This is a genomic window from Pseudomonas sp. 13159349, assembly GCF_013305685.1.
Classification (GTDB): domain Bacteria; phylum Pseudomonadota; class Gammaproteobacteria; order Pseudomonadales; family Pseudomonadaceae; genus Aquipseudomonas; species Aquipseudomonas asiatica.
Genome location: NZ_CP045553.1, coordinates 2,285,547 through 2,298,044, shown reverse-complemented (window position 1 = coordinate 2,298,044; position 12,498 = coordinate 2,285,547). Strand labels below are relative to the sequence as shown.

At 65.5% G+C, this 12,498-nt stretch carries 9 protein-coding genes; 6 read left to right on the top strand and 3 right to left on the bottom strand.

Features of this window, described 5'->3' with window-relative positions:
- The first annotated feature begins 126 nt into the window (after positions 1 to 126).
- The 4 genes from GEV38_RS10825 to GEV38_RS10810 all read left to right on the top strand — a co-directional run bounded on the left by GEV38_RS10825 (position 127) and on the right by GEV38_RS10810 (position 5,286).
- Positions 127 to 903, top strand: coding sequence for a ParA family protein (locus GEV38_RS10825; protein WP_015269772.1), 777 nt, complete (start codon positions 127 to 129; stop codon positions 901 to 903).
- Positions 904 to 987: 84 nt separating this feature from the next.
- A complete protein-coding gene (locus tag GEV38_RS10820) occupies positions 988 to 1,398 on the top strand; it encodes a DUF2946 family protein (protein ID WP_013971980.1) in 411 nt (136 codons plus the stop codon).
- A gap of 70 nt (positions 1,399 to 1,468) precedes the next feature.
- Positions 1,469 to 3,619 carry a TonB-dependent siderophore receptor gene (locus GEV38_RS10815; RefSeq protein WP_054572702.1) on the top strand — a complete coding sequence of 717 codons (2,151 nt, stop codon included), beginning with the start codon at positions 1,469 to 1,471 and terminating at the stop codon, positions 3,617 to 3,619.
- Between the two features lie 329 nt (positions 3,620 to 3,948).
- Positions 3,949 to 5,286 (top strand): MFS transporter, encoded by a 1,338-nt coding sequence (locus GEV38_RS10810; RefSeq protein ID WP_015269770.1) that lies wholly within the window; start codon positions 3,949 to 3,951, stop codon positions 5,284 to 5,286.
- A 32-nt stretch (positions 5,287 to 5,318) separates the two neighbouring features.
- Here the strand turns inward: GEV38_RS10810 and GEV38_RS10805 are convergent, their stop codons facing one another.
- From GEV38_RS10805 to GEV38_RS10795, 3 genes are read right to left on the bottom strand one after another with little or no spacing between them, the layout of a single operon-like run.
- Complete coding sequence (locus GEV38_RS10805; protein ID WP_054572703.1) at positions 5,319 to 8,465, bottom strand: efflux RND transporter permease subunit; 3,147 nt, start codon at positions 8,463 to 8,465, stop codon at positions 5,319 to 5,321.
- A 16-nt stretch (positions 8,466 to 8,481) separates the two neighbouring features.
- The gene (locus GEV38_RS10800) at positions 8,482 to 9,681 is read right to left on the bottom strand and encodes an efflux RND transporter periplasmic adaptor subunit (protein ID WP_173895804.1); all 1,200 of its coding nucleotides are present in this window, start codon (positions 9,679 to 9,681) and stop codon (positions 8,482 to 8,484) included.
- A complete protein-coding gene (locus GEV38_RS10795) occupies positions 9,674 to 10,927 on the bottom strand; it encodes a TolC family protein (RefSeq protein ID WP_015269767.1) in 1,254 nt (417 codons plus the stop codon). Before GEV38_RS10795 ends, GEV38_RS10800 begins: the two co-directional genes overlap by 8 nt.
- 215 nt (positions 10,928 to 11,142) lie before the next feature.
- Here GEV38_RS10795 and aroQ point away from each other — a divergent pair, with 215 nt between their 5' ends.
- Together aroQ and GEV38_RS10785 are read left to right on the top strand one after the other, a co-directional pair.
- A complete protein-coding gene (gene aroQ / locus GEV38_RS10790; protein ID WP_013971975.1) occupies positions 11,143 to 11,592 on the top strand; it encodes a type II 3-dehydroquinate dehydratase in 450 nt (149 codons plus the stop codon).
- Positions 11,589 to 12,437 (top strand): shikimate dehydrogenase, encoded by an 849-nt coding sequence (locus GEV38_RS10785; protein ID WP_015269766.1) that lies wholly within the window; start codon positions 11,589 to 11,591, stop codon positions 12,435 to 12,437. The genes aroQ and GEV38_RS10785 overlap by 4 nt, the downstream gene beginning before the upstream one ends.
- Positions 12,438 to 12,498 lie beyond the last annotated feature (61 nt).

Genomic DNA, 12,498 nt, shown 5'->3' with positions numbered 1-12,498 from the left:
CCGCGAAAGGGCCGGAACAAACAATAATGAATGGGCAGGTTGTAACATTCATTGTCATGAAACTGTCTTGTTTCAGTCATAGGATTGACCCCAACCTGACATTTTCACTTCATGGATGAACGTCTGATGCGTCGTGTGGTTTTCAATCAGAAAGGTGGCGTCGGCAAGTCCAGCATCGCCTGCAACCTGGCCGCAGCCAGTGCCGCCGAAGGCTATCGGACCTTGCTGGTTGACCTCGACCCGCAGGCCAATGCCACCTACTACCTGACCGGGCTGGTCAATGACGCCATTCCTTCCGGCATCGCCGATTTCTTCCGCCAGACCTTGTCGCCGGTCACCGCTGCCGGCAAGAAGCACCGGGTGGCGATCACCGAGACCCGCTACCGCAACCTGCACCTGGTCACCGCCAGCCCCGACCTCAGCGACCTGCAAGGCAAGCTGGATCGCAAGTTCAAGATCAACAAGCTGCGCAAGCTGCTGGTGGAGCTGGGCGAGGACTACGAGCGGATCTACATCGACACACCACCGGCGCTCAACTTCTATACCTTCAGCGCGCTGGTAGCGGCCGAGCGGCTGTTGATTCCGTTCGACTGCGACAGTTTCTCGCGCCAGGCCCTGCGCAACGTCATGGCCGAGGTCGAAGAACTGCGCCAGGACCACAACCCGGCGCTGCTGGTGGAAGGTGTTGTGGTCAACCAGTTCGCCGGGCGCACCGCACTGCACCAGACCCTGGTCGAGCAATTGCGCAGCGAGGGCATGCCGGTGCTGCCGGTATACCTTAGCCATTCGATCAAGATGCGTGAGTCGCACCATGCCTCGGTGCCGCTGGTGCACCTGGCGCCGCGGCACAAGTTGGCGCTGGAGTTCGTCGATTTGCTGGATGTACTGGAGCGTGCGGCCTGACAGAACCCCAGGGCGCAAAGCGCCGCAAAAATATCAAGGCCGAAGCACTACCCGACCGTTCGTCCGGGTGGTAGATTCGCCGCCATGAAAACCACCCGGCACACCCGCACGCTGACCGCCTGGACGCTCTACGCCAGCGTCCTGTTCAGCCTGGTTCTGTGTGGCCTGCACCATGGCCAGATGGGTGGCCTGCGCCTGGCCGGCCTGGAAGGCGGTTTCTGCTCGATCAACAGCGAACACGGCGTAGCCATCGACCTGGAAGGCGCTGGCGGCGACCAGCACATGGCCCAGCTCGATTGCCCGGTGTGCTCCTCGTTCGGCCTGGCCGTGCCGCTCAGCAGCAGCGGCTGGTCGTTCACCCCGGCGCAAGCCGTGGCCACCTCGCCCATCGTGGTGCGCAGCTGGGCGCAACCGCCGCCGCGTTATCAGCGCCCCGCCCTCAACCCCCGCGCCTCCCCTGCCACCTTCCCCGCAGCCGTACCTCATTTCGCCTGACCTCAGCCGGGCGCGCCTGACTGTGCGCGTTCGCGGTCAGCCATGACCTTTGCGTGGAAGACACACCAACATGCTTCGCAAAACCTCCCTGGTGCTCCTCATGGGCACCTGCAACCTTGCCTGGGCGGATGCTGCCCCGGTAGAACTGAGCGCCACCACCATCGACGGTGAACGCGACGCCGCCAGCGGCGTGCAACTGGACGAGCCGATCCGCACTGGCTCGCGCCTGGGCCTCACCGCGCGGGAAACGCCAGCCTCGGTCAGCGTCTCGGACCGCCGCCTGATCGAAGAGCGCGGCGCCAAGGACAGCCAGGACGTGATCAACGCCATGACCGGCGTCAACGCCTCGGCCAACCTCGGCTTTGGCGGCTTCGTCGCCTACCGCGGCTTCACCCAGAACCAGGTCACCCAGTTGTACAACGGCATAAACCTGGGCTACAGCAGCGCCACCCGGCCAGTGGATGCCTGGGTACTCGACCGCGTCGAATTGATTGGCGGGCCGTCGTCGTTCCTGCATGGTGCCGGCGCGGTCGGCGGCTCGATCAACTACATCACCAAGTTGGCCAGCCGCGATCAGCAGACCATCGACGGCCGTATCCGCCATGGCAGCTTCGACGACAGCGAAGTGGCGTTCGGCATCAACCAGGCTCTGGCCAGCAACCCCGCCGATGCCCGCCACTTCATGCGCCTGGACTTCAGCCGCGGGCAGGGCAACGGCTACATCGACCGCAACGAACGGCACACAGACAGCCTGGCTTTTTCGTTGCTGAGCGACCTCACGCCCAACCTCACCCACACCCTGGCCCTGGAATACCAGGAAGACCGCGAAGACAGCCCTTACTGGGGCTCGCCGATCCTGCCCGGGCGCAGCACGATGAAGATCGACAACAGCCGCCGCTTCGAAAACTACAACGTCGGCGACGGGCGCTATGAGCAGCGGGTACGCTGGCTACGCTCGATCCTCGACTACCAGCTCAGCGACAGCACCAGCGTGCAGAACACGCTGTACCACTACAACGCCCAGCGCGACTACCGCAACCTCGAACGCTACAGCTACACCAGCGATGGCAAGGTACGACGCAGCAGCCCTTACCTGCAGCGCCACGACCAGAACCTGCTGGGTGACCGCATCGAGCTGCGCCACGACAACCAGTTGTTCGGCCTGGCCAGCCAGTGGTCGCTGGGGCTGGAGTACTCGCGCATGCGCCAGACCCTCTACCCCACCTCAAGCAGCTGGAGCGACGTGGTCGATGCCGAGCACTTCGCCCCCGGCAGCTTCGACGACATCCCCGGGGTGAATGCCGGCCTGACCAAGCAACGCCGTCATGAGGTGACCAACCGCGCGGTGTTTGCCGAAAACCGCCTGCAACTCACCGAACGCCTGGCCCTGCTGACCGCCCTGCGCTACGACTACCTGGACATGCAGGTGACCAACTACGGCGCGGTGACGCCAACCTCGCCGGCGTTCTTCGAACGCCGCTGGGAACCGCTTTCCGGGCGTATCGGCCTGACGTATGCGCTGACCCCGTCCGCCAGCGTCTATGCGCAGTACAGTACCTCTGCCGACCTGCCGGCAGGCTCGCTGGCGGCGGCGACCTATTCCAACGTCGGGATGTTCGACCTGTCCAAGGGCGAGCAGTGGGAAGTGGGCAGCAAGTTCGACTTTCTCGACGGGCGCGGTGCGGCCACGCTGGCGCTGTACCAGATCGTGCGCAAGGACTTTGCCGTGCGCGACTCCAACGACGCCAACCTCACGGTCCAGGCAGGGCAGCAGACCTCCCGCGGCGTCGAGCTGTCCGGGCGCCTGCAGGTGACGCCGAAGCTGCTGGCCGAGGCCAACTATGCCTATGTCGATGCGCAGTACGACGAGTTCAACGAGGCGGTCAACGGCGTGTCGGTGTCGCGCAAGGGCAACGCACCGGTGAACGTACCGGCCAACGTCGCCAACCTGTGGCTTACCTACAGCCTGACCCCGGCGTGGTCGGTGGGGGCAGACGGGCGCTACGTGGGCTCGGTGTATGCCGACAACGCCAACAGCCTCAAGGCCCCGGCGTACACCCTGTTCGGTGCGTTCGCCCGCTACCGGCTGGATGAACACACCACGCTCACCGGTCGGGTACGCAACCTGACCGACGAGGTGTATGCCAAGCAGGCCTACAACAGCCAGTACTACATGGGGCCGCCGCGCACCTTCGAACTGGCGCTGGACATGCGCTTCTGAGCGCATGGCCTGTCTTGCATGAACATCCCGGCCTGCATTGGCTCTTGTGGGAGCGGCCTTGCGTCGCGAAAGGGTCGCAGAGCGGCCCCGGCGATGTCAGTAGCGAAGCTGCAATCGAGGGGCTGCTGCGCAGCCCTTTCGCGACACAAGGCCGCTCCTACAGTGGACCGTGCCAAGCGAACAGCTCGCGGTTGAATCAGGTATCCCGAGGTCGCCCTCGACAAAGCGTCCTCCAGCACCCGGCGATCTACTGGCAAGCACAACAATGATGGCGCGGCCCGACCGCGCCACTTTCATCATGCCTGCCCATGGAACCGGAGAGCACTCGCATGCCCACACCTCACGAGGTATCCCCCGCCACCCTGCGCCGGGTGATCGCCGCCTCGGCCATCGGCAATTTCGTCGAATGGTTCGACTTCGCCGTCTACGGCTTTCTCGCAACCCTGATCGCCAGCCAGTTCTTCGCCAGCGAAGACGCCAGCGTGGCCTTGCTGAAGACCTTTGCGGTGTTCGCCGTGGCCTTCGCCCTGCGCCCGCTGGGCGGCATCGTGTTCGGCGCGCTGGGTGACCGCCTGGGGCGCAAGCGCATCCTGTCGCTGACCATCCTGCTGATGGCCGGCTCCACTACCCTCATCGGCTTGCTGCCGACCTACGCCAGCATCGGCCTGGCAGCCCCCGCGCTGCTGACCCTGGCGCGCTGCCTGCAGGGCTTTTCTGCCGGTGGCGAGTATGCCGGGGCCTGCGCCTACCTGATGGAGCACGCGCCCAACGACAAGCGCGCCTTCTATGGCAGCTTCGTGCCGGTGTCGACCTTTTCCGCCTTTGCCTGCGCGGCGGTGATCGCTTATGGCCTGGAAGCCAGCCTGTCGGCCGAGGCGATGAATGCATGGGGTTGGCGCGTTCCGTTCCTGATCGCCGCGCCGTTGGGGCTGGTCGGCCTGTACCTGCGCTGGCGCATGGAAGAAACACCGGCGTTCCGCGAAGCCATCGCCCAAGGCAAGGAGCATGAACATTCGCCGCTCAAGGAAACCCTGCGCAACCATGGCCGGGCTATCCGCAACCTGGGGGCTTTCATTTCGCTGACCGCGCTGTCGTTCTACATGTTCACCACCTACTTCGCCACCTACCTGCAACTGGTCGGCAACCTGACCCGCGCGCAATCGCTGCTGGTAACCACCGTGGCCCTGCTGTTCGCCGCAGTCGGCTGCCCGCTGGCCGGAGCGTTCTCGGACCGCGTGGGGCGACGCAAGACCATCGGCTTTACCTGCCTGTGGGTGATGCTGTGCGTGTTCCCCGCGTACTGGCTGGCCAGTTCCGGCTCGATGCCCGGTGCACTGCTGGGAGTGATCCTGCTGGCGGTGGGAGCGCTGTGCAGTGGCGTGGTCACGGCGGCATTGCTGTCGGAAAGCTTCCCCACCCGCACCCGCTATACCGCTTCGGCAATTACCTACAACGTGGCCTATACGCTGTTTGGCGGCACTGCGCCGCTGGTGGCGACCTGGCTGATCGGGCAGACCGGCAGCAGCCTGGCACCGGCGTTCTACCTGGTGGTGATTGCGCTGGTGGCTTTGGTGGGTGGTTTGGCGTTGCCGGAGACTTCGCGGATTTCGTTGCATGATGAGGCTGGGGGCGACGGTGCAAGGGCTGGGGCTCGTCGTACTGTTTGAGAATTTGGGGCCGCTTTGCGGCCCCAAAACGCTCACCCCTCCTGCACCTCTTCCCGCCGATACGCCCACTGATACAACGCAGGCAACACCAGCAAGGTCAGTGCGGTGGACGACAGAATCCCGCCAATCACAACGGTCGCCAGCGGCCTTTGCACCTCGGCCCCGGTCCCGGTAGCCAAGGCCATCGGGATGAACCCCAGCGACGCCACCAGTGCCGTCATCAGCACCGGCCGCAAGCGCGTCAGCGCGCCCTCCTCGACCGCTGCCCGCAGCGTGCGCCCCTCCTCCCGCAAGCTACGGATAAAGGCGATCATCACCAGCCCGTTGAGCACCGCCACCCCCGACAAGGCAATGAACCCCACGCCAGCGGATATGGACAACGGAATGTCGCGCAACCACAGCGCCAGCACCCCGCCGGTAAGGGCGAACGGGATGCCGGTGAACACCAGCAGGCCATCCCTGAGGTTGTTGAACATCATCAGCAACAGCGCCATGACCAACAGCAAGGCCACCGGCACCACCACCTGCAGGCGCTCGGCCGCCGACTGCAGCTGCTCGAACTGGCCGCCCCAGCGGGTCCAGTAACCCGGCGGTATCTGCACCTGCTGGATCAGCGTCTGTTCTGCCTCCTCGACAAACGAGCCCAGGTCACGCCCGCGCACGTTGGCACTGACCACCACCACCCGCTTGCCATCCTCGCGGCTGACCTGGTTCGGCCCCAGCTGCAGGTTCAGCGTGGCTACCTGCGACAGCGGAATGAAGCCGATTTGCCCGGCACCCGCAGCAGCACTGGCCGGCACCGGAATCAGCAGGCTGGCCAGCCCGTCGACATCGGTGCGCAGGGTTTCCGAAAGGCGCACCACCATGTCGAAACGGCGGTCACCTTCGTACAGCGTACCGGCGGTGCGGCCACCCACGGCAATGGCAATGGCGTCCTGCACATCGCCCACGTTCAGGCCATGGCGGGCCGCCTTGTCGCGGTCGATATCGATGGTCAGCACCGGCAGGCCGGTAGTCTGCTCGACCTTTACCTCGGACGCGCCCGGCACGCCTTGCAGGCTGCTGGCGATCTGCGCTGCGGTGCGGTTGAGCACGTCCATGTCATCACCAAACAGCTTCACCGCCACATCGCTGCGCACACCGGAAATCAGCTCGTTGAAGCGCAGCTGGATCGGCTGCGACAGCTCGTGGTTGCTGCCCGGCACGCTGGCGGCGGCACGTTGTACCTCGGCGATCAGCTCATCACGCGGCTTGCCCGGGTCGCCCCATTGCTCACGCGGACGCAGCATCACATAGGCGTCGGAAATGTTCGGCGGCATCGGGTCGGAGGCGATCTCGGCGGTGCCGGTGCGAGCGAACACCCGTTCCACTTCCGGCACCTGGGCGATGATCGCCTGTTCCAGGCGCTGCTGCATGTCGACCGACTGCGACAGGCTGGTGCCCGGCACGCGCAGGGCCTGCAGGGCAAAGTCGCCTTCGCTGAGGCTGGGGATGAACTCGCTGCCCATGCGGCTGGCCATCACCCCGGACAGCAACACCAAGGTAGCGGCGGCAGCGAATGCCAGCTTGCGCCGGCCCAGCACCCAGGCCAGCACCGGGGCATAGCGCTGACGCGCCGTGCGCATTACCAGGCCCTCCTCTTCCTTGACCTTGCCGGTGACGAACAGGGCAATGGCCGCCGGCACGAAGGTGACCGAGAGGATCATGGCACCAAGCAGGGCGATGACCACGGTAAAGGCCATAGGGTGGAACATCTTGCCCTCCACCCCGGTCAGGGCAAAGATCGGCAGGTACACCACCATGATGATCAGCTGGCCGTAGATCAGCGGCCGGCGCGCCTCACGGGCGGCAGCGAACACTTCATGGAAGCGCTCGGTGCGGGTCAGCATGCGGCCATGGCGTTGCTGGGCGTGGGCCAGGCGGCGGATGGCATTCTCCACGATCACCACCGCGCCGTCGACGATGATGCCGAAGTCCAGGGCGCCCAGGCTCATCAGGTTGGCGCTGACCTTGTTGCTGAACATGCCGGTGAAGGTAAACAGCATCGACAACGGAATGACCATGGCGGTGATCAATGCAGCGCGGATGTTGCCCAGGAACAGGAACAACACGGCGATGACCAGGATGGCGCCCTCGACCAGGTTCTTCTTCACCGTGGCGATGGCCTTTTCCACCAGGTTGGTGCGGTCGTACACCGTCACCGCGACCACGCCCTTGGGCAGGTTGCGGTTGATCTCCACCAGCTTGGCGGCGACCGCCTGGGCCACTGTGCGGCTGTTCTCGCCAATCAGCATGAACACCGTGCCCAGCACCACTTCCCGGCCGTTTTCGGTGGCCGCGCCCGAGCGCAGCTCTTCGCCCAGGCCGACCTGGGCAACATGGCTGACGCGGATTGGCGTGCCATCGACACTGGAGATGACGATATTGGCGATGTCCTCGGCCGACGCCACCTGGCCTGGCGCGCGAATCAGCAACTGCTCGCCATTGCGCTCGATGTAGCCGGCGCCGACGTTGGCGTTGTTGCGCTCCAGCGCCGCGATCAGGTCGTTGAGGGTGAGTTTGTAGGCCGCCAGGCGCTTGGGCTCCGGCGCAATCAGGTACTGCTTGGCATGGCCGCCGATGCTGTTGACTTCGGCCACCCCGGGCACGTTGCGCAACTGCGGCTTGATGATCCAGTCCTGGATTACCCGCAAGTCGGTCGGGGTGTAGGGTGTGCCGTCTTCCTTCAGCGCGCCCTGCTCGGCTTCCACCGTCCACAGGAAGATTTCACCCAGCCCGGTGGAAATCGGCCCCATGCCCGCTTCGATGCCGGCGGGCAACTGCTCACGCGCCACTTGCAGGCGCTCGTTGACCAGTTGGCGGGCGAAGAACAGGTCGGTGCCGTCGTCGAAAATGACCGTGACCTGCGACAGGCCCGAGCGCGACAGCGAGCGGGTCTGCTTGAGCCCGGGCAGGCCGGCCATGGCGGTCTCGATGGCGAAGGTGATGCGCTGCTCGGTCTCCAGCGGCGAATAGCCAGGTGCGGCGGTATTGATCTGCACCTGGACGTTGGTGATGTCCGGTACAGCGTCGATCGGCAGTTTCTGGTAGCTGTGGATACCCACCGCGGCCATCAGGACCACGGCCAGCATCACCACCAGGCGTTGCTCGATGGCGAATTGGATCAGGCGTTCGAACATGCAGGTGTCCCCGTGATCAATGGCTGTGCTCGGCCGAGCCCTTGCCCAGCTCGGACTTGAGGACAAAGCTGCCGGCAGCGGCCACCTGGGTTCCGGCGGCAAGGCCGGTGGTGATTTCCACCAGGCCGGCGTCGCGGCGGCCGGCCTTCACCGGGCGGGCCTCGAAGCCTTCCTCGGTACGGGCAAACACCACGGTCTGCTCTTCCCAGGATTGCAATGCGCTTTCCGGTACCACCACGGCGGCGTTGAAGCGTTCGACGCTGACCGCGACGTTGACGAACAACCCAGGGCGCCAGGCGCCGTTGGGGTTGGCCAGCGTGGCGCGGACAGTGGCGGCACGGTTCTGCTCGCCGAGCAGGCTGCCGACGTAGTTGACCTTGCCCTCGACCCGGGCACCCAGGTCCGGCGCGCTGACCGTGACATTGCGGCCGGTGGTCACCTTGTCCAGGTCGCGCGGGGCGACGGCGAAGGTGGCCCAGACCCGGCTCAGGTCAGACAGGGTGAAGGCATTGCTGGTCTCATCGACCACCTCACCCACGGTCAGGTGCTTTTCCACCACCACTGCATCGAACGGCGCGCGCAGTTCATAGCGGTTGCCGGCACCGGCCGGGCCCACGGCGGCGACCTTCTGCCGGGCGTTGGCCAAGGCAATCTCTGCTTCCTGCAACGCCTGACGGGCCTGCAGGTAATCCTGCTCGGCGCTGATCCGCTCCTGCCACAGCTGCTGTTCGCGCTGGAAGGTCAGGCGCGCCAGTTCCAGGCGGCGCTGGGCAGCCTGTTGTTCGCTGCGCAGGTCGGAAATCTGCTGGCTGGCAATTACCGCCAGCACCTGACCACGCTTGACCGCCTGGCCCAGCTCGGCTTGCACCGACTCGACCACACCGGGCACGCGTGGCACGACGTGGGCGGTACGGTCCTCGTCGAAGCGGATTTCACCCGGGAAGCTGATGGCGGTGCCCAGTTCACGAGGGCCGGCATTGGCCAGTTGCACACCGGCAGCTTCGATCTGGGCGATGGACAGGTGCAGCTTGCCCTCCTCTTCTTCGTGGCCTTCGCCGGCCTGTTCCTCGCCGTGGCCGTGGCTGTCTTCGCCGTGGTCGTCGTGCCGGGCTTCAGTGCCTGACGCGTTGCCGAGGTTGCCGGTCCAGGCCAGGCCACCCAGGCCAAGCGCGGCAATGGCGGCAGCCAGAAGGGCTATCTTGCGTGGATTAGTCATTGTTGCTCCTGCTGTTCAATTTGTTGCTCAGCTCATCGAGGTCGCCATAGATCCGCTCGACCTGTGCCCGCGCGTCGGTCGCCGAGGCCAGCGCCTCGAGGTACAGCCCGCGTGCCTCGATCAGCGTGCGCTGGGCGTCGAGTACATCGAGAAAGGCGAACTTGCCCATTTCGAAACCGCGTGTGGCGGTGTCCACGGCCTGCTGGGCAGAAGGCAGGATGGTGCGGTCATAGGCCTGCACTTCCTGCATGGCCGTGGTCCACTGGCTGACGGCGCTGCGGGTTTCACTGCGCAGGCGCAGCTCCACGGCGTTGCGCAGGTCACGCGCCTGGTCGGCACGGCGGGCCGCGGCCAGCACGTTGCCCTGGTTGCGGTCGAACAGCGGCAAGGGCATCGACAGGCCCACCACATTGACCCGCTCGCGGTCTTCGCGGCTGTATTGGCTGCCAAGGCTGACGGTGAGGTTGGGAATACGCAGGGCCTTTTCCGATCCCAGGGACGCTTCGCCGCGCTCGACCTGGGCGGCGGCCAGGCGCCATTCGGCCGTTTGCTCGACCTGGTCGAGCAGAGCATCGGCGCTGGGTGCATCACCGGGGGACAGGTTGGCTGCCTGCAACTGGTCGAAGCTTGCCAGCGGGCTGCCGGTCAACCGTGCCAGGGCCTGGTAGGCCACACTGCGCTGGGTTTGCGCACGGCGCACTTCAGCCTGGGCCTGGGCCAACTGCACCTGGGCCCGGGTGGCCTCGACGGGCGATGACTGGCCAGCGGTCACCCGCCCCTGCACCACTCGCAGCCCACGCTCGGTCAACGCCTGCGATTGCTGCGCCAAATCCAGCGCGGTCTGTGCGCGCAGGGCCGCGTGGAAGGCCTGTATCACATCGGCGCGCAGGCCGTTGCGCTGGCGTTCCAGGTCCAGCAGGGCAATGGCCTGGCCAGCACCGGCCACGGCGATGCGTGCGCCGCGCTTGCCGCCCAACTCCAGCGGTTGGCTGAGGGTGACAGTGGTGGTGCTGGTGTCACGGCGGGTGTCCTCGACCTCCCAGGACAGCTCCGGGTTGGGGATCAGCCCGGCCTGGCGCCGTTCGCCATCGGCAATGCCGATTTCCCGTCCGGCTGCGGCCAGCTCCGGGTTCTGAGCAAAGGCGGCGTCTAGCGCCTGGGGCAGGCTCAGGCTCTGGCTGGCCTGGGCAGTGCCGGCGCCAGCCAGCAACAGGCAGAGCAAGGCGGTCTTGCGGGGGATGGGCACGAAACAGTCCTCGTCGGCGAGATTTGCCGAGGGACTGTAGAAAGCCGCGCTTATCGGGGCGGTGGCGGGAAAATTACAATTTTGTAATCCAGTCTGAGTTGCTGAGGGTTCGATAATCGCCCACTTTCCCGGAACAGCGGTTTAGTCCAATTGACTAAACTAACCAGGCGGTACAAAACTAGGAAGCATCCAACAACAACAAAGCGATGCCCGTAATGAAGCCCCTTATTCTCGTACTCAACGGCCCCAACCTGAACATGCTGGGCACCCGCGAGCCTGCCCAGTACGGCCACGAAACCCTCGCCGACCTGGCCCAGGGTTGTGCCGACACTGCCCACTCCCTCGGCCTGGAAATCGAATTCCGCCAAACCAACCACGAAGGCGAACTGATCGACTGGATCCATGCCGCCCGTGGCCGCTGCGCCGGCATCGTGATCAACCCGGGTGCCTGGACCCACACCTCGGTGGCCATCCGCGATGCCCTGGTGGCCGGCGAAGTGCCGGTTATCGAAGTGCACCTGTCCAACGTGCACAAGCGCGAACCGTTCCGTCACCTGTCGTTCATATCGTCCATCGCCGTCGGGGTCATCTGCGGCCTGGGCAGCCATGGCTATCGCATGGCCATCAGCCACTTTGCCGAAATGTTGCAGGAGCGCAGCGCATGAGCCAGCAAGCCATCCTCGCCGGCCTGATCGGCCGCGGCATCCAGCTGTCGCGCACCCCTGCCCTGCACGAACACGAAGGTGATGCCCAGGCGCTACGCTACCTGTACCGGCTGATCGATGCCGACCAGCTGCAACTGGACGACAGCGCCCTGCCCGGCTTGCTCGACGCCGCCCAACACACCGGCTTTACCGGGCTCAACATCACCTACCCGTTCAAGCAGGCGATCCTGCCGTTGCTCGACGAACTGTCGGACGAAGCCCGCGGCATCGGTGCGGTGAATACCGTTGTGCTCAAGGACGGCAAGCGGGTCGGCCACAATACCGACTGCCTGGGCTTTGCCGAAGGTTTGCGCCGTGGCCTGCCGGATGTGGCACGGCGCCAGGTAGTGCAGATGGGTGCCGGTGGCGCAGGTTCGGCCGTGGCCCATGCCCTGCTGGGTGAAGGGGTCGAGCGGCTGGTACTGTTCGAAGTGGACGTGGCCCGTGCACAGGCCCTGGTGGACAACCTGAATGCCCATTTCGGTGCCGGGCGCGCCGTTGTCGGCACCGACCTGGCCACGGCCCTGGCCGAGGCGGACGGGCTGGTCAACACCACACCGGTGGGCATGGCCAAGCTGCCGGGCACGCCGCTGCCGGTGGAGCTGCTGCATGCTCGCCTGTGGGTGGCGGAGATCATCTACTTCCCGCTGGAGACCGAACTGCTGCGCGCCGCCCGGGCACTGGGGTGCCGCACCCTGGATGGCAGCAACATGGCCGTGTTCCAGGCGGTGAAGGCGTTCGAGTTGTTCAGCGGGCGCCAAGCGGATGCGGCGCGGATGCAGGCGCACTTTGCCAGTTTCACCTGACAGACAGGTGTCGGCTTCTTCGCGGGCTTGCCCGCTCCCACAGGTACTGCGCAAATTTCAC

Coding starts and splice junctions, on each gene's coding strand:
- GEV38_RS10825 (WP_015269772.1), top strand. CDS start 127: ATGCGTCGTGTGGTTTTCAATCAGAAAGGTGGCGTCGGCAAGTCCAGC.
- GEV38_RS10800 (WP_173895804.1), bottom strand. CDS start 9,681: ATGACTAATCCACGCAAGATAGCCCTTCTGGCTGCCGCCATTGCCGCG.
- GEV38_RS10805 (WP_054572703.1), bottom strand. CDS start 8,465: ATGTTCGAACGCCTGATCCAATTCGCCATCGAGCAACGCCTGGTGGTG.
- aroQ (WP_013971975.1), top strand. CDS start 11,143: ATGAAGCCCCTTATTCTCGTACTCAACGGCCCCAACCTGAACATGCTG.
- GEV38_RS10820 (WP_013971980.1), top strand. CDS start 988: ATGAAAACCACCCGGCACACCCGCACGCTGACCGCCTGGACGCTCTAC.
- GEV38_RS10810 (WP_015269770.1), top strand. CDS start 3,949: ATGCCCACACCTCACGAGGTATCCCCCGCCACCCTGCGCCGGGTGATC.
- GEV38_RS10815 (WP_054572702.1), top strand. CDS start 1,469: ATGCTTCGCAAAACCTCCCTGGTGCTCCTCATGGGCACCTGCAACCTT.
- GEV38_RS10785 (WP_015269766.1), top strand. CDS start 11,589: ATGAGCCAGCAAGCCATCCTCGCCGGCCTGATCGGCCGCGGCATCCAG.